Here is an 18,055-nt window from a genome sequence, read left to right as displayed (position 1 = left end):
GGAAGGATATGAAGTTGATTGATTCATTCATAGTTAGAAACCAAAGGTATCAATTGATGGCATAGATGAGCTTCAGAGATAGTGAATTACAGGTCTGGCTATCTATGACTCACCTCTTCTGGCATGGCTGAAATTCTGATAAACAAGCTATTTATTAGAATTTGAAAAGGTGTGATCCACGCAGTGAGATTATAAGAGCCTAACGACGAACCATTAACCTGAGGTAACCAATCCACGAATAACAGAGTGGTTAACTGTCGATAGATCTTATTTCTGAAGCTTTTGTATGCCATCAAGAAAAATATTATGGGTGAAAAACTATTGACAAAGGTCACTTCATAACAGGTGCGACAAGGCCTAAAAAGGCAATTGTACCGACAGCAGCGATATTTACTGACGCAAGTAGTGTCGCTAGCACAATTAGAGCAAGACGTGTTTTATTTACTGGTTGCCCAAGTCCAGTTGCTAAATCGTCTCCCAGTACGAGAACGTCAAGTTGTTTTATTAAGAAAAAGATAATGAATACAAGAATTAGAGATGGATATAGAATGATATTTTCTAAGTGATTCCACCCTCTTGCATACGTACTGCCAGATAACCATGTTAAAGCAGCGGCAACATTCAAATTGGCTCTAACGATAAAGATTTGAATAATTGCTGAGCCAAGCGCAGAAATACCAATCCCTATTAAAGCGAGAGCTGTTGGACTAAATCCTGATTTCCAAGAGAAGAAGAGGACAATTCCAACTGCAAGTAGTCCGCCAATAAATGCACCAATTGGTAGGAAGAAACCAGGAAGTGCAGGAAAGACATACATAATCGTTAAAGCGCCGACACCAGCTCCCGATGAAATACCAATAATAGAAGGATCGGCAAGTGGGTTTCGTAATATACTTTGGAAAACAAGCCCACTTATTGCAAGGCATGCGCCAGCAATAGCAGCAACGAGCATTCTTGGTAAACGAAGATTCATCATCATATTTTTGTCAAATTGTGTTAATTGACCTGATATAACATTAGTAATGCTTTCGATATAAGCGTTACTACCGATTGTAACACCAAGAGCAATCGTCACAATACAAAGTGTGATAGATATAATGATTACCTTTTTATAAGAGTAATAGCGGGAACTAGCTCCAGCTGCATTCGCACCGTTATCATTCATATATTGTTTCGATTTCATCATTCGATACACTAAGTAAATAAGCCAAGGAGATCCAATCATTGCTGTGACTGCCCCAACAGGAAGTTCTGCACCGGTTGGATCTATTAATCTACCGACAACATCTGCTCCAAGCAATAATACTGCCCCCCATAAGAAAGAAGAGAGAAGAAGAGTAAAGTGTTGACGGTATCCGATAAGGCGCATTAAATGAGGTGCAACTAAGCCGACAAAGCCAATTGGTCCAACAACAGTAACAATTACTGCTGTTAAAAAGATTGCAGCAATGAAGGCGATAAGACGTGTTACTGCTGTTTTTTCACCAAGAGAAATAGCAACATCATCACCAAGTAAGAGAATGTTGAGTTTACGAGACATAAATAGTAAAACTAGGAAAGAAATAATGATAAATGGAAAAGCAAATTGAACGCCATCCCAGTTATTTTGAATAAGAGAGCCAGCTCCCCATAAAAATAAACCAGCTGTTTCATTTTCATAGAAAAGCTGCATCGTTCCGGTAAAGGCAGAGAGCATTAATGTAACGACCATACCAGCTAATGCCATTCTAAGTGGGGTTCCCTTTTTTCCACCAGAAATACGGTATACAAATAAAGCAGTAATAGCACCACCGATAAATGTGAACAGAAGAGAATTAATTTGTAAATCTTTCGGTAAGAAAATTGTAGCCGCTACTAGAAAGAAATATGCGCCAGAGTGAATACCCATTGTACTGGATTCAGCAAGTGGATTTTTCGTTAACGTTTGTAAAATAACCCCTGATGCAGCAAGAGCGCCTCCAGCTAAAATGGCAATTACAGCTCTAGGTAATCGAAGCATAATTAAAGTTTGATGTTCTAGTGATTGGTTCGGTGAGATAAGAGCATCAATAATCATACTATAGGAAATGTTTGCTTGACCTTGTCCGATATGAATAAAGAAAAGGAGGAGCAAGAGAGCTGCTCCTCCTCCGAATACAAGACTTGCTCGAAGTGTATGTTGTAAGCTATTCATTGTGTAATCACTTCTTCGCTGTCATTACATCTGCTACTTGTGTTGCTAAAGATGTTGCAGACTCAGGACCACCGAAAATCCAAGTGTCGCCTTTTAATTTATACATTTTGTTTTCTTTTTTGAACTTTAATTCTTCCCAAGCAGGGTTGCCTTTTAGTTGCGTGTCAAAAATGTTATCTTCATCCGCTACAATGTAAATGAAGTTTGAATCTTGTACACTTTGTAATGATTCTACAGTTGTTTGTTTAAAACCATCTGGCTCAGATTTTCCTGCTTCAAAAGTATTTGTTAGACCTAATTTTTTTGTAACTTGTAAAGCTAAAGAATTGTCAGTTAAGATACGGAATGTTGGTACGTTTTTAGCAGTAAATGCTTGTGCCATTGCGATGTTTTTATCTTTTAAGTCTGCTTTCTCAATTTTTGCTTTTGCATCAGCGAATGCTTTATCCATATCAGCTAATACTTTTTTACCTTCTTCTTCTTTTCCAACTGCTTTTGCAATTTGTTTAAATGTTTCTGTCATTTCAGCAAAGTGATCGTTATTGCTTGTTGATGGATCAAACATAACTGTTGGTGCAATTTGCTCTAATTCATTTTTAATTGCTTTACCACGGAATGAAGCTGTAATAATTAAGTCTGGTTTTAAACGGCTAATTTCTTCTAAGTTTGGTTGTTGACGTGTCCCTACATCTACAACATCTTTACTCGGTTTTGTTTTTGTATTTACCCATTTATTATAATTCTTAATGTCTGCCATCCCTACTGGCTGAACACCAAGTGCTAATAAGTCTTCAGAATATACCCACTCAAGTACAACTACTTTTTTTGCTGGTTTATCTAACTTCGTTTCCCCTTCAGCGTGTTTAATTGTTATAGCTTGATTTTTATTGTCCGCTTTTGTTTCTTTTTTCTCCTCTTTTTGCTGTCCGCATCCAACAGCGAATAGAAGAACTACTATGAAAATACTGAGAATTTTCTTCATCTTTTGCCCCCAAATTAAGTGTTTTTTGTAACTAGTACCATAAGTGAAAATGGTTATCAATTACAACACCCAAATCATACTATGAGGATATTTTAAGTGTCAATATATTTTTAAAATTTTGACGAAAAATAACGAACTATACGGATTTTTATATATTATAGTCGCTATTTATGAAGAATAAGCCTCTTTACTAAAAATATTGGCGAATGTGGAAAGTTTAAATGGGAAAGTGGCTGTGTACGATAGTGTAATGTGTATTGTTAATAGTCTGTGGAGATAAGGCGAAAGTACAAGCAAAAGGAGAGTGAATCGCATGTAATAATTACTAGAATGTATGGAGGAAATCTGTGTTTTATCCCCAACTAGGCAAAGTATTTCTTTGTTATTTAGATAGGTGTTTTTTAAGTCGGTGATTGCGCTAAAAAGATCGAATGTAAAGGAAGTGATCAACATGTCTTCATGGAGCAATAACGTAAATGGATATTGTGGGTGTAATAATCAAAATGGTGTACATGTTGATTCATGCTGTTTTAGTTGCGATGGGACAGTTCCTAAGGTTGGTCCAACCGGTCCGACGGGAGCAACAGGTGGCACAGGCCCAACGGGAGCAACAGGAGCAACAGGTGGCACAGGCCCAATGGGGGCGACAGGAGTAACAGGCGACACAGGTCCAACGGGAGCGACAGGAATAACAGGAGCAACAGGCCCAACGGGAGCGACAGGAATAACAGGGGCAACGGGTCCAACAGGAGCGACAGGAATAACAGGGGCAACAGGCCCAACGGGGGCGACAGGAATAACAGGGGCAACGGGTCCAACAGGAGCGACAGGTTCAACAGGGGCAACGGGAGCGACGGGTTCAACAGGGGCAACGGGAGCGACGGGTTCAACAGGGGCAACGGGAGCGACGGGTTCAACAGGGGCAACGGGAGCGACAGGAATAACAGGAGCAACGGGTCCAACGGGAGCGACAGGAGTAACGGGAGCAACGGGTCCAACGGGAGCGACAGGCCCAACAGGAGCGACAGGTTCAACAGGGGCAACGGGAGCGACGGGTTCAACAGGAGTGACAGGCCCAACGGGAGCAACAGGCTCAACAGGTCCAACGGGAACGACGGGTTCAACCGGTCCGACAGGAGCAACAGGAGCGACGGGCTCAACGGGTTCAACCGGGGCTACAGGTACAAGTATCACGGCGACATATGCATTTGCAAATAATACGTCGGGAACAGCGATATCGGTAGTTCTTGGTGGAACGAATGTCCCGCTTCCAAATAATCAAAACATCGGTCCAGGAATTACTGTTTCTGGTGGAAACACAGTATTTACGGTTGCAAATGCTGGTAATTATTATATTTCATATACAATTAATATAACGGCTTCATTATTAGTCAGTTCACGGATTACAATTAATGGAGGGGCACTTGCTGGGACAATAAATTCTCCTGCGGTAGCAACCACATCATTTAGTGCAACAATTATTACAACTCTTGCAGCAGGAGATGCTATTAGCTTGCAATTATTTGGTTTGTTAGCTGTTGCGACATTATCAACAACTACCCCAGGAGCGGTATTAACAATTATAAGATTAAGTTAATGACAAACTCTCTTACTCTTTTAAGATTAAGAGAGTTTCTACATATAATAAGAAGTTAATGAAGTAAAGCATAGTTATATAAAAGTCAGAATATTATGATTGTAACGCTATGGTGACTATAATATAATGAAAATAACCATCATGAATGAACATTCATTTATTTTTTATGTATTTGAAGGGGGAATGAAGGTGGAAAAACCATGGTTGAAAAGTTATCCAGAGGAAATTCCGAGTACGGTTTCTTATGATATTCAGCCGCTTCATAGATATGTAGAACAGATGGCTTCTCGCTACCCAGAAAAGAAAGCGCTTCACTTTTTAGGGAAGGATATTACGTTTTCGGACTTCCATGATAAGGTGAAGCGGTTTGCAAATTATCTTCAAAAGCTCGGTGTGGAAAAGGGTGATCGAGTTGCTATTATGTTGCCGAATTGTCCGCAAGCTGTAATTGGTTATTACGGTACATTACTTGCGGGAGGTATCGTAGTACAAACCAATCCACTGTATACAGAAAGGGAATTAGAATATCAGCTTCATGACTCGGGAGCAAAAGTAATTCTTTGTCTCGATTTAGTGTTTCCAAGAGTAACGAATGTTCAATCTGCTACAAAAATTGAGCATATTATCGTAACTCGTATTGCAGACTTTTTACCATTCCCTAAAAATCTATTGTATCCATTTGTGCAGAAAAAACAGTCGAATTTAGTTGTGAAAGTATCAGAGAGTGAAACGATTCATCTTTGGAATTCAGTAGAAAAAGAAGTGAATACGAATGTTGAGGTGCCTTGTGATCCTGAAAATGATCTAGCTCTTTTACAGTACACAGGAGGAACAACCGGATTTCCGAAAGGAGTTATGTTAACGCATAAAAACCTCGTCTCTAACACGTTAATGGGAGTTCAATGGTTATATAATTGCAAAGAAGGAGAAGAAGTCGTTCTTGGGGTTCTTCCATTTTTCCATGTTTATGGTATGACAGCTGTTATGAATTTAAGTATTATGCAAGGATACAAAATGGTCCTTATTCCAAAGTTTGATATGAAAATGGTTTTTGAAGCGATTAAGAAGCATAAAGTGACATTGTTTCCAGGGGCACCAACTATTTATATCGCTCTTTTAAATAGTCCGCTTTTAAAAGAATACGATATTTCTTCTATTCGTGCTTGTATTAGTGGATCAGCACCACTGCCAGTAGAAGTACAGGAAAAGTTCGAAAAAGTTACAGGTGGTAAACTAGTAGAGGGATATGGTTTAACAGAATCCTCTCCGGTTACACATAGTAATTTTTTATGGGAAAAGCGAGTGCCAGGTAGCATCGGAGTTCCGTGGCCAGATACAGAAGCAATCATTATGTCGCTTGAAACTGGTGAGGCATTACCGCCAGGAGAAATAGGTGAAATTGTAGTGAAAGGCCCTCAAATTATGAAAGGATATTGGAATAAGCCAGAGGAAACAGCGGCTGTATTGCAAGATGGCTGGCTCCATACAGGTGATGTTGGCTACATGGATGAAGATGGATTCTTCTATGTAAAAGATCGCAAGAAAGATATGATTGTCGCGAGTGGATTTAATGTGTATCCTCGTGAAGTTGAAGAAGTATTATATGAGCATGAAAAAGTGCAAGAAGTAGTGACAATTGGAGTTCCAGATCCGTACCGAGGAGAGACGGTTAAAGCATTTGTTGTGTTAAAAGAAGGTACGGAGTGCTCTGAGGAAGAATTAAATCAGTTTGCACGTAAATATTTAGCGGCTTATAAAGTGCCGAAAGTATATGAGTTTAGAGATGAATTGCCAAAAACGACAGTAGGGAAAATTTTACGCCGTGTTCTAATAGATGAAGAGAAGAGAAAGAATGAGGATGAGCAAACGGGCTAAGGCCCTTTCTTTTTGAAAAAATAGGATTGACACTTTTCTAAATAGTCAGTATTATAAGAATATGAATGACTATTCATTCAGTCATCTTCTTGAAGGGGACAGTAAAGTGAAGAAAAATAGACCGAAATACAATCAAATTATTGATGCGGCAGTCATTGTGATTGCGGAGAATGGGTACCACCAAGCGCAAGTTTCTAAAATCGCAAAGCAAGCTGGGGTAGCTGATGGCACGATTTATTTATATTTTAAAAATAAAGAAGATATATTAATATCCTTATTCCAAGAGAAGATGGGAGAATTTGTCGAAACAATTCGTCAAAAAACAGCAGGAATTGAAAGCGCTGTATCGAAGTTATTCATGTTGGTAGAAACGCACTTCTTGCTGTTGTCGCAAAATGATCCGCTTGCTATCGTTACGCAATTAGAGCTAAGGCAGTCCAATCAAGACTTGCGCCTTAAAATAAATGAAGTATTAAAAGGCTACTTACAAGTTATGGATGAGATTTTAGAGACTGGTATAAAACAAGGTGAATTTCAAGCAGATTTAAATGTTCGCGTGGCAAGACAAATGATCTTTGGAACAGTAGATGAAGTTGTGACCAATTGGGTAATGAGCGATCATAAGTATGATCTGGTCGCACTTTCAAAAACGGTACACGGGCTACTTATTGCAGCTTGTGGTTATCGTCAATAATGGGAGGGATCATGTTGAAATTCCTATCTGTAAGAGTTGAAGATCATATCGCGGTGGCGACGTTAAATCACGCACCAGCGAATGCGATGTCTTCACAAGTTATGCATGACGTTACTGAATTAATTGATCAAGTGGAAAAGGATGATAACATTCGTGTTGTTGTTATTCACGGTGAAGGACGTTTCTTCTCAGCAGGAGCAGATATTAAAGAATTTACATCTGTTACTGAAGCGAAGCAAGCAACAGAATTAGCACAGCTTGGACAAGTTACGTTTGAGCGTGTTGAAAAATGTTCAAAACCAGTTATTGCGGCAATTCATGGAGCGGCACTGGGCGGCGGCCTTGAGTTTGCTATGTCTTGCCACATGCGCTTTGCAACTGAAAGTGCAAAACTTGGTTTACCTGAATTAACACTTGGATTAATTCCTGGCTTTGCAGGTACACAGCGCTTACCACGTTATGTTGGGAAAGCGAAAGCTTGTGAAATGATGTTAACAAGTACACCAATTACTGGTGCAGAAGCATTAAAGTGGGGACTTGTTAACGGATTGTTCTCTGAAGAATCTCTTTTAGATGATACGCTTAAAGTTGCAAAACAAATTGCTGGAAAAAGTCCAGCAACAACTCGTGCTGTACTAGAGTTATTGCAAACGACAAAATCGTCTCATTACTATGAAGGTGTACAACGTGAATCACAAATTTTTGGTGAAGTATTTACGAGTGAAGATGGAAGAGAAGGTGTAGCCGCATTTTTAGAAAAGCGTAAACCTTCATTTAGTGGCAGGTAGTTCAATTATTTTTTTAATATAAATTAACAGAAAATTAAAATTGATAGAATCTTTCTGAAAAACAAGGGGGTAAATGGAATGAACATCTACGTACTCATGAAACGAACATTTGATACAGAAGAAAAAATCGTAATTAAAAACGGTGCAATTTACGATGGCGAAGCGGAATTCATCATCAACCCTTACGATGAATATGCAATTGAAGAAGCAATTCAAGTAAGAGACGCACAAGGTGGAGAAGTTACAGTTGTAACAGTCGGTGGCGAAGATAGTGAGAAAGAACTTCGTACTGCATTAGCAATGGGCTGTGATAAAGCGGTATTAATTAATATTGAAGATGATGTAGAAAATGGTGACCAGTTCACGACAGCAAAAGTACTTGCTGAGTATTTAAAAGATAAAGATGCAGATTTAATTTTAGGCGGAAACGTTGCAATTGATGGTGCATCTGGACAAGTAGGGCCACGCGTAGCTGAAGCGTTAAATATTCCATATGTAACGACAATTACAAAACTTGAAATTGACGGTACAAATGTGAAGATTGAGCGTGATGTTGAAGGTGATACAGAAGTGATTGCAACTTCATTACCAGTTTTAGTAACAGCACAGCAAGGTTTAAATGAACCGCGTTATCCATCGCTTCCAGGTATTATGAAAGCGAAGAAAAAGCCGCTAGAAGAATTAGAATTAGATGATTTAGATTTAGAAGAAGATGATGTGGAAGCAAAGACAAAAACAATTGAAATCTATTTGCCTCCTAAGAAAGATGCAGGAAAAGTGTTACAAGGCGAGCTGCAAGATCAAGTAAAAGAACTTGTATCGTTGCTCCATACAGAAGCGAAAGTAATCTAATAAAATACGAAATTATATATGCAGGAGGGAAAATCTATGGCTCGTAAAGTATTAGTAATGGGTGAAGTTCGTGATGGATCGCTACGTAACGTTTCTTTTGAAGCGGTAGCAGCAGCAAAAACAATTGCAGAAGGCGGTGAAGTAGTAGGTCTTCTAATTGGAGACAGCGTTGCCTCTTTTGCAAATGAATTGATTCATTACGGTGCAGATCGCGTTGTGACAGTTGAAAATGATAAATTAAAATCATATACATCTGATGGTTATGCACAAGCGTTTTTAGCTGTACATGCTGAAGAAAATCCAGAAGGTATCGTTTTTGGACATACAGCACTTGGTAAAGATTTATCACCAAAATTAGCAGCGAAGCTTGAAGCTGGTTTAGTTTCTGACGTAACTGCTTTAGAGGTTGAAGGTGGAAATGTTATCTTCACTCGTCCAATTTACTCTGGTAAAGCATTCGAGAAGAAGATTGTAACAGACGGCATCTTATTTGCGACAGTGCGTCCAAATAACATTGCAACTCTGGAAAAAGATGAGTCTCGCAGCGGTGACGTATCTTCTATTACAGTTGATGTGAAAGATTTACGTACAATCATTCAAGATGTTGTCCGTAAAACAGCAGAAGGTGTGGATCTTTCTGAAGCAAAAGTTATTATCGCTGGCGGACGTGGTGTGAAGAGTGAAGAAGGCTTTAAGCCATTAAAAGAGTTAGCAGACGTACTAGGCGGCGCTGTTGGGGCATCTCGTGGTGCTTGTGACGCTGAATACTGTGATTACTCATTACAAATTGGTCAAACTGGTAAAGTTGTTACGCCAGACTTATACATTGCATGTGGTATTTCTGGTGCGATTCAGCATTTAGCAGGTATGTCTAACTCAAAAATAATCGTTGCGATTAATAAAGATCCAGAAGCAAGTATCTTTAAAGTAGCTGACTATGGTATTGTCGGTGACTTATTCGAAGTTGTACCTCTTTTAACAGAAGAGTTTAAAAAGTTAAAAGTACATTCATGATTTAAGTACCCTTGAGTTCCAAGTGAAGTACCCCTATATATAGAAAAAGGTGAGAGATCCCCTGTCTCTCATCTTTTTAGTATTTAATCCGTATTTTTATATAGTATAAAGGAACATTTTTTTGTTACAATACATAACGATACATATTATTCGCCACGTATATAAGTTAATGATATACTCTTGGTAGAATATACTTGAAGGAGGAAATAAAATGGCAATTGTAAACGCAAATGACCAAAGCTTCGCAGCAGAAACTAGCGAAGGTGTTGTATTATTAGATTTCTGGGCACCTTGGTGTGGACCTTGTAAAATGATCGCTCCTGTATTAGAGGAAATTGATGCAGAACTAGGCGAAAAAGTAAAAGTAGTAAAAGTAGACGTTGATGAAAACCAAGAAACTGCTCGTCAATTCGAAGTAATGAGCATTCCAGCTCTTTTCGTATTAAAAGACGGTAAAGTAGTTGATCAAGCGTTAGGTTACAAACCGAAAGAAGCGTTAGTAGAATTAGTTTCTAAACACTTCTAAAATAAAAAAAGCTACCATTTGGTAGCTTTTTTTATTTTCTTTTTTACAGTCTTTCCGTTACAATAAAAGAACGTATGTTGGGTGTTTGGGCATAGTATGTTTTCAAGGGAAAATAAAAATGCTAAGTATGTAGAAATGGAGGGAGACGAGTGCACGAACATTTGAAAGAGAAGTTGGCTATTTTACCAGATCAACCTGGTTGTTATTTGATGAAAGATAAGCAAGGAACGGTTATATATGTCGGAAAGGCAAAAGTGCTTAAAAATCGTGTGCGCTCGTACTTTACTGGTTCACATGATGGGAAAACACTGCGGCTTGTAGGAGAAATTGTTGATTTTGAATATATTGTAACCTCTTCGAATTTAGAAGCACTTATTTTAGAGTTAAATCTAATTAAAAAATATGATCCGAAATATAATATTCAATTAAAAGATGATAAAACATATCCTTTTATTAAAATTACGGCGGAGAAGCAACCGCGCTTACTCATTACTCGAAACGTAAAAAAGGATAAAGGGAAATATTTTGGTCCTTATCCAAATGCACAATCTGCTCATGAAACGAAAAAACTGCTAGATCGTATGTATCCACTTCGGAAATGCACGAATATGCCAGATAAAGTTTGTTTGTATTATCATATGGGTCAATGTTTAGCGCCTTGTGTGAAAGAAGTGACGGAAGAACAAAATAAAGAAATTGTAGATGAAATTATTAAGTTTTTAAATGGTGGACATAAAGAAGTTCGTTCAGAACTAGAAATAAAAATGTATGAGGCCTCAGAGAAACTAGAGTTTGAACGTGCAAAAGAGTTGCGTGATCAAATTGCTCATATTGATGCGATTATGGAAAAACAAAAGATGATTATGAGTGACTTAGTAGATCGTGATGTGTTTGGATATGCAGTGGATAAAGGATGGATGTGTGTTCAAGTTTTCTTCGTTCGAAAAGGAAAGCTAATTGAACGTGATGTTTCTATGTTTCCAATTTACGATGAACCAGAAGAGGGTTTTTTAACGTTTATCGGCCAATTTTATGAAAACAGTAGTCATTTTAAGCCGAAGGAAATTGTCGTTCCAGGAAGTATAGACTCGGAATTAGTAGAGCGCTTTTTAGAAGTGGAAGCGACGCAGCCGAAACGTGGTAAGAAAAAAGACCTTGTAGAATTGGCAAATAAAAATGCGAAGATTGCTCTTGAAGAGAAGTTTTACTTAATTGAACGTGATGAAGAACGAACGATTAAAGCGGTAGATCATTTAGGGAAGCAGCTTGGGATTGAAACGCCGTATCGTATTGAAGCGTTTGATAACTCAAATATTCAAGGAACAAATCCCGTTTCTGCAATGATTGCTTTTATCGATGGGAAACCGGCGAAGAAAGAGTATCGAAAATATAAAATTAAAACGGTTCAAGGGCCAGATGATTATGAGTCTATGAGAGAAGTTGTGAGGCGCCGTTATACAAGGGCACTTAAAGAAAATTCACCTTTACCTGATTTGATTATTATTGATGGAGGAAAAGGCCATCTAGCGGCTGCAAGTGATATTTTAGAGAATGAGCTCGGATTATATATTCCGATGGCAGGTCTTGTAAAAGATGATAAACATAAAACCTCCCATTTAATTATTGGGGATCCACCGGAACCTGTGATGCTTGAGAGAAATAGCCAAGAATTTTATTTATTGCAGCGTATTCAAGATGAGGTGCATCGATTTGCGATTACATTCCATCGTCAATTACATGGGAAATCTGTCATTCAATCAGCATTGGATGATATTCCAGGAATCGGTGATAAACGGAAAAAGGTATTGTTAAAACATTTTGGTTCATTAAAGAAGATGAAAGAAGCTTCTATAGAGGAATTTGTCGAAGCGGGTATGCCGAAAAATGTCGCGGAGACGATTTATACGTATTTAACAGATAAGAAGACGTTGTAGTTTACAACGTCTTCTGTTTTTTGGTATAATTTCTGAAGATTTAAAATAAACTCATCTGAATGAAAATACAAAAAAGTCAACTAAACTGATATGTCTAGTTGACTGTAGGTAATGCTTACACTTCAATGAGATCTTTTATATCCCATTTTACAAGAAATGTAATAGAGTCAGAACGTTTTTTCTTTTCTTCGTATGACTCTGCAACGACGTTCCGTTGCTTTTGGATTTGTTCAGCGATGAATCCGGCTTCTAGTTGATAAGAAGAATGTCGTTTTTGTTTTTGACGTTCTGCGATGAGTGTGCCTTTAAGTTGGAACTGCATTTCACGACGCTTATGTTCAACAATGCTTAAAGTGCCCCAGCTAGCCTTTTCAAAGAACTGAATGACTTCTTCAATTGTTTCTAGCGGATATTTTCTTGCAAGGTTTCTACCAGACCAGTATAAAATACCATCTAAATCGTTGCCGATTAAATCAGGTAGTAATTCTTCACGTAGCAATTCATAAGCGAAGGCGTTCAATGAAACATCTTCTAAAGATGTTGTATCGATTGTATTTTTACTCACAATATTCCCCTCTTTCTATAGGGATTATTATATAACATTTCACATTTATAAAAACAGATTTTTCTTTAGGAAAATCTGAATATATAAGAAGAAAAAAAGAATTGGCAAATTATATGCAAATTATGTATACGTTTTCTTGACGCTTCGACAAAAATAGGAGTAAAATGAACTTGGTATCAAATTATGCTGAAATATTTCGAATAATTTTTTCAGTTTTTCTTATGCCAATAGTGAAAAAACATTATTGTCATAAACTAATCTGAAAACAGCAGTCAAACATTCAAGGGGGGTAATGGGGACATGAAAGGCCGCGAGTATACGTTTCGTAAGTGGCACTCATTAATGGGGGTCATCCCGGTTGGTGTCTTTTTGACGCAACATTTAATTGTAAACAACTTTGCAACACGAGGAGCAGAGGCTTTTAACAAAGCTGCAGGCTTTATGGAGCTCCTTCCATTCCGGTATGCGCTAGAAATTTTCATCATCTTTTTACCGATACTGTACCATGCTATATATGGCTTATATATTGCATTTACAGCTAAGAACAATGCGGTTTCTTACGGTTATTTCCGTAACTGGATGTTCGTCTTCCAAAGAATTTCAGGTATCGTTACGCTGATCTTCATTTCTTGGCACGTCTGGGAAACTCGTATTCAAGCAATGTTAGGTAAAGAGGTAAACTATGATATGATGGCAGATATTTTAAACAATCCAGCTATGTTTGCATTCTACTTAGTTGGTGTTGTTTCAACAATTTTCCACTTTGCAAATGGACTATGGACATTCTGCATCAGCTGGGGAATTACAGTATCTCCACGTTCACAAAGAATCTCTACTTATGTAACATTAGCTATTTTCTTAGGTTTATCTTATGTAGGTGTGAGTGCATTATTAGCGTTCATCGATCCACAGCTAGCAAACCAGTAAGGAGTGGGAGAGCATGAAAGGGAAACTTATAGTAGTCGGCGGTGGCTTGGCTGGCTTAATGGCAACGATTAAAGCGGCAGAAGCAGGAGTAAATGTTGAACTGTTTTCTTTAGTACCAGTAAAACGTTCACATTCTGTATGTGCTCAGGGCGGAATTAACGGTGCCGTAAATACGAAAGGTGAAGGGGATTCTCCATGGATCCACTTTGACGATACAATTTATGGTGGGGACTTCTTAGCGAACCAACCACCAGTTAAAGCAATGTGTGAAGCAGCACCTGGTATCATTCATTTAATGGACCGTATGGGTGTTATGTTCAACCGTACGGAAGAAGGACTTCTTGATTTCCGTCGATTTGGTGGAACGCAACATCACCGTACAGCATTTGCTGGTGCAACAACTGGACAGCAATTACTTTACGCATTAGATGAGCAAGTACGTCGTCACGAAGTAGCAGGACTTGTAACGAAATATGAAGGTTGGGATTTCTTACGAGCTGTTGTTGATGATGAAGGTGTGTGCCGAGGAATCGTTGCACAAGACTTACAAACTATGGAGATTAGAAGTTTCGGAGCAGATGCCGTTATTATGGCAACAGGGGGCCCTGGTATCATTTTCGGAAAATCAACAAACTCCATTATCAATACAGGTACAGCAGCTTCTGCTGTATATCAACAAGGCGCATATTATGCAAACGGTGAGTTCATTCAAATTCACCCAACGGCAATTCCTGGAGACGATAAATTACGTCTTATGAGTGAATCTGCACGTGGTGAAGGTGGACGTGTTTGGACATATAAAGATGGTAAACCATGGTACTTCTTAGAAGAAAAATATCCGGCTTACGGAAACCTTGTACCTCGTGACATCGCAACGCGTGAAATCTTTGATGTTTGCGTAGAGCAAAAACTAGGTATTAACGGTGAAAACATGGTGTACTTAGATCTTTCTCATAAAGATCCAAAAGAACTAGATATTAAACTAGGTGGAATTATTGAAATCTATGAGAAATTTACAGGGGATGATCCTCGTAAACTACCGATGAAAATCTTCCCAGCTGTTCACTATTCAATGGGCGGACTATGGGTTGATTATAAACAGATGACAAATATTCCAGGTTTATTTGCAGCAGGTGAGTGTGATTATTCTATGCACGGTGGTAACCGTCTTGGTGCGAACTCACTATTATCAGCAATTTATGGTGGTATGGTAGCAGGACCAAACGCAATTGAGTATATGAAAGGTCTTTCTAAATCATCTGATGCTGTTTCATCTACTGTATATGAGCAAAATGAATTAATCGAAACAGAGAAATTTAACAATATTTTAACGATGGATGGTAACGAAAATGCGTATGTTCTTCATAAAGAGCTTGGAGAATGGATGACAGATAACGTTACAGTAGTTCGTGAAAATAAAAAATTATTAGAAACAGATGCGAAAATTGAAGAATTAATGGCTCGTTACAAACGTATTAACATTAACGATACAGCAAGATGGAGTAACCAAGGTGCTTCATTTACACGCCAACTTGCAAATATGTTTGAGTTAGCACGTGTTATTACAATTGGCGCATATAACCGTAATGAGAGCCGTGGGGCGCATTACAAACCTGAATTCCCAAATCGTGATGATGCAAACTTCTTAAAAACTACGATGGCAAAATTTGAGGGAGAAGGAAATGCACCAGCATTCCATTACGAGGACGTTGATATTTCGTTAATTAAACCGCGTAAACGTGATTATTCTTCAAAACACGATGTAGCTGCTAAGGGTGAAGAGAAGGGGGATAAACAACATGTCTGAGAAAACAATCCGCCTCATCATTACGAGACAAGACGGGCCAGATGCGCAAGCGTTTGACCAAGAGTTTGAAATTCCATATCGTCCGAATATGAATATTATCTCAGCACTTATGGAAATCCGTCGTAATCCTGTTGATTCAAAAGGGAACCAAACAACTCCGATTGCATGGGATATGAACTGCTTAGAGGAAGTATGTGGTGCATGTTCGATGGTGATTAACGGAAAACCACGTCAATCATGTACGGCACTTATTGATCAATTAGAGCAACCAATTCGCTTAAAACCGATGAAGACATTCCCGGTTGTACGTGACTTACAAGTTGATCGTAGTCGCATGTTTAATGCTCTAAAACGCGTTAAAGCGTGGATTCCAATTGATGGTACGTATGACCTAGGTCCAGGACCAAGAATGCCTGAGAAAAAGCGTCAATGGGCTTATGAGCTTTCAAAATGTATGACATGTGGTGTTTGCTTAGAATCATGTCCAAACGTAAACAGTAAGTCTGACTTTATTGGACCAGCACCGTTATCACAAGCTCGCTTATTCAACTCACATCCAACGGGTGAAATGCATAAAGCAGATCGCTTACGTGCAATTATGGGAGATGGAGGACTAGCAAACTGTGGTAACTCTCAAAACTGTGTGCAATCATGTCCGAAGGGTATTCCTTTAACAACTTCAATTGCGGCATTAAACCGTGATACAACAATTCAATCGTTCAAAGATTTCTTTGGTAGCGATAATAACTATTAATAAATATTGCCTCTTCATATCGAAGAGGCAATATTTATAACTTTATTTTTCTGTTTATTCTGTTTATTTCGAGGTGAAAAGGAGAGATAACAATGAAGAGGATTTCTTATATTGAAGACTTTGAGCAATGGGAAAGTGGTTTTTCGTTTTACAACCCTGTAAAGGTTCGTTTTGGTGAAGTAGATATGTTTGGACATGTAAATAATGTCGTTGCTTTTACTTATTTTGAAGAAGCTCGTATTGCGTTGTTTAAAGAACTTGGATTTATGCAAGAGTGGACACATGCATCATCAGAAACGATGATCGTTGTTGCGGATTTACAATGTAATTTTATTAAGCAAATATATTTTGATGAACAGCTGAAGGTGTATGTAAAGGCAGGATCGGTCGGGAATTCTTCTTTAGATTTACATTATATGGTGAAGAATGCAGCAGGAGAGGTTTGTTTAGTAGGTCGCGGAATGATGGTTCAAGCTTCGAAAAAAACAGGAAGAGGCGAACCATGGCCTGAAGAATGGAAGAAGAAATTACTACAATAATAGAGTGAAAGAAAAATAAGAGAGCAATTTGCTCTCTTATTTTTTGTCTTCCATCGCTTCTTCTAATGTTAAGTGATGTTTATATAGGTATGTAGCGTATGGATTACCAACGTAGCGTAAGTGCCATGGTTCATAGGCATATTCTGTTGTATCTGTTTTATCTTCTAAGTAACGAATGACAAAGCCGAATTCATGAGCATGTTCCGCGACCCATTTTCCTTCTGCTGTCTCTCCGAAGATAGGCTCTAATTGAAATTTAGCTGATTTTGAACTAATATCCATTGCTAAACCCGTTTGGTGTTCACTTGTACCAGGAATTGCGCTTACCGAATTAGCTTCGGCTTTTCCTTGACGTCTAACGTATGTATCATGCAACGATTTTTGGCGTTTGTATGAACGATAACCAGATACAGCTGTAAGATCAAGCCCTTCTTTTTTCGCAGCTTTGAACATGTTTTCAAGTGCCTCGGCAGCATCTTTGCGCAGCAATGTTTTTTCTTTATCTTTTGGACTAATAAATGGTACATTTGGTCTCGTTAAGTCTTCAGGAATGTATCCATCTGGTAGTTTTCGATGTTTATTAATTAAGACAAGATTAGATTTTGGATTTGTTACAACTGAAAAGTCATTATCTATTTTCTTTGCATTATGATCAGCTTTTGGAAAAGCAGGAATCTCTTCTTTTTTATGGTTATTATGCTTTTGACTTTCGACAGCTTTTGCTTCATTATGTAGTGGTGTTTTAGAACCAAAGTAAGCGAAAGATGTGATCCCGATTACAATAGTAGTGGCAGAAATAATTATTATCTTTTTCATGATGCCTTGTAATCACAGTCCCTTCTTCATAAAATGTGTATTGTTTTTTTTATTATAAATCTAGTTTGTTGGAAAAGGAATATAAGAGTCATAACGTAATAGAAATGCAAAGAAAATGTCAGAAAATGTGTGAATTTGTAGTATTTTTTTATATAATTCATTTCTTATCTTTCATGATTTGCATTTTTTATGTAATATATATACATAAGAAG

At 38.1% G+C, this 18,055-nt stretch carries 15 protein-coding genes and 1 pseudogene; 12 read left to right on the top strand and 4 right to left on the bottom strand.

Annotation, left to right across the window (positions count from 1 at the left end):
• Nucleotides 1-343 precede the first annotated feature (343 nt).
• Together fhuB and MHH55_RS16940 are read right to left on the bottom strand one after the other, a co-directional pair.
• A pseudogene (gene fhuB, locus MHH55_RS16945) lies at nt 344-2,173 on the bottom strand (Fe(3+)-hydroxamate ABC transporter permease FhuB); the annotation flags it as partial.
• A 7-nt stretch (nt 2,174-2,180) separates the two neighbouring features.
• Nucleotides 2,181-3,155 (bottom strand): ABC transporter substrate-binding protein, encoded by a 975-nt coding sequence (locus tag MHH55_RS16940; RefSeq protein WP_000722821.1) that lies wholly within the window; start codon nt 3,153-3,155, stop codon nt 2,181-2,183.
• A gap of 451 nt (nt 3,156-3,606) precedes the next feature.
• Between MHH55_RS16940 and MHH55_RS16935 the strand changes: the two genes are divergently transcribed.
• The 8 genes from MHH55_RS16935 to uvrC all read left to right on the top strand — a co-directional run bounded on the left by MHH55_RS16935 (nt 3,607) and on the right by uvrC (nt 12,435).
• On the top strand, nt 3,607-4,752 hold the full coding sequence (locus MHH55_RS16935) for a collagen-like protein (RefSeq protein WP_139362414.1): 1,146 nt from the start codon (nt 3,607-3,609) through the stop codon (nt 4,750-4,752).
• Nucleotides 4,753-4,941: 189 nt separating this feature from the next.
• Nucleotides 4,942-6,627: a long-chain-fatty-acid--CoA ligase gene (locus tag MHH55_RS16930; RefSeq protein ID WP_000414746.1), complete on the top strand. Its 1,686-nt coding sequence runs from the start codon at nt 4,942-4,944 to the stop codon at nt 6,625-6,627.
• A 106-nt stretch (nt 6,628-6,733) separates the two neighbouring features.
• Nucleotides 6,734-7,321 (top strand): TetR/AcrR family transcriptional regulator, encoded by a 588-nt coding sequence (locus MHH55_RS16925; protein ID WP_000742223.1) that lies wholly within the window; start codon nt 6,734-6,736, stop codon nt 7,319-7,321.
• Between the two features lie 11 nt (nt 7,322-7,332).
• Complete coding sequence (locus tag MHH55_RS16920) at nt 7,333-8,109, top strand: enoyl-CoA hydratase (protein ID WP_000911292.1); 777 nt, start codon at nt 7,333-7,335, stop codon at nt 8,107-8,109.
• A 78-nt stretch (nt 8,110-8,187) separates the two neighbouring features.
• Nucleotides 8,188-8,961 carry an electron transfer flavoprotein subunit beta gene (gene etfB / locus MHH55_RS16915; RefSeq protein WP_001029028.1) on the top strand — a complete coding sequence of 258 codons (774 nt, stop codon included), beginning with the start codon at nt 8,188-8,190 and terminating at the stop codon, nt 8,959-8,961.
• Nucleotides 8,962-8,997: 36 nt separating this feature from the next.
• Nucleotides 8,998-9,975, top strand: a complete 978-nt coding sequence (gene etfA, locus MHH55_RS16910) for an electron transfer flavoprotein subunit alpha (RefSeq protein WP_000101945.1) — start codon at nt 8,998-9,000, stop codon at nt 9,973-9,975.
• A 211-nt stretch (nt 9,976-10,186) separates the two neighbouring features.
• Nucleotides 10,187-10,501, top strand: a complete 315-nt coding sequence (trxA, locus tag MHH55_RS16905) for a thioredoxin (protein ID WP_001018943.1) — start codon at nt 10,187-10,189, stop codon at nt 10,499-10,501.
• Between the two features lie 149 nt (nt 10,502-10,650).
• Nucleotides 10,651-12,435 (top strand): excinuclease ABC subunit C, encoded by a 1,785-nt coding sequence (gene uvrC, locus MHH55_RS16900; RefSeq protein WP_000544296.1) that lies wholly within the window; start codon nt 10,651-10,653, stop codon nt 12,433-12,435.
• Nucleotides 12,436-12,550: 115 nt separating this feature from the next.
• Here uvrC and MHH55_RS16895 read toward each other — a convergent pair whose 3' ends face one another.
• Nucleotides 12,551-13,000: a YslB family protein gene (locus tag MHH55_RS16895; protein ID WP_078186339.1), complete on the bottom strand. Its 450-nt coding sequence runs from the start codon at nt 12,998-13,000 to the stop codon at nt 12,551-12,553.
• Nucleotides 13,001-13,300: 300 nt separating this feature from the next.
• Here MHH55_RS16895 and sdhC point away from each other — a divergent pair, with 300 nt between their 5' ends.
• The 4 genes from sdhC to MHH55_RS16875 all read left to right on the top strand — a co-directional run bounded on the left by sdhC (nt 13,301) and on the right by MHH55_RS16875 (nt 17,027).
• Entirely contained in the window at nt 13,301-13,927 is a 627-nt protein-coding gene (gene sdhC / locus MHH55_RS16890) for a succinate dehydrogenase cytochrome B558 (protein WP_000678354.1), read from the top strand.
• 13 nt (nt 13,928-13,940) lie between these two features.
• Nucleotides 13,941-15,734 (top strand): succinate dehydrogenase flavoprotein subunit, encoded by a 1,794-nt coding sequence (gene sdhA / locus MHH55_RS16885; RefSeq protein ID WP_000676750.1) that lies wholly within the window; start codon nt 13,941-13,943, stop codon nt 15,732-15,734.
• Nucleotides 15,727-16,488 carry a succinate dehydrogenase iron-sulfur subunit gene (sdhB, locus tag MHH55_RS16880; RefSeq protein ID WP_001291827.1) on the top strand — a complete coding sequence of 254 codons (762 nt, stop codon included), beginning with the start codon at nt 15,727-15,729 and terminating at the stop codon, nt 16,486-16,488. The genes sdhA and sdhB overlap by 8 nt, the downstream gene beginning before the upstream one ends.
• Before the next feature lie 92 nt (nt 16,489-16,580).
• Entirely contained in the window at nt 16,581-17,027 is a 447-nt protein-coding gene (locus tag MHH55_RS16875) for an acyl-CoA thioesterase (protein WP_000822734.1), read from the top strand.
• Nucleotides 17,028-17,063: 36 nt separating this feature from the next.
• Here the strand turns inward: MHH55_RS16875 and MHH55_RS16870 are convergent, their stop codons facing one another.
• Nucleotides 17,064-17,843, bottom strand: coding sequence for a M15 family metallopeptidase (locus tag MHH55_RS16870; RefSeq protein ID WP_000720201.1), 780 nt, complete (start codon nt 17,841-17,843; stop codon nt 17,064-17,066).
• Between the last annotated feature and the right edge of the window lie 212 nt (nt 17,844-18,055).

Source organism: Bacillus sp. FSL K6-2944 (assembly GCF_038005385.1).
In the GTDB taxonomy this organism is placed as follows: domain Bacteria; phylum Bacillota; class Bacilli; order Bacillales; family Bacillaceae_G; genus Bacillus_A; species Bacillus_A cereus.
This window is presented reverse-complemented; position numbering and strand designations above follow the sequence as displayed.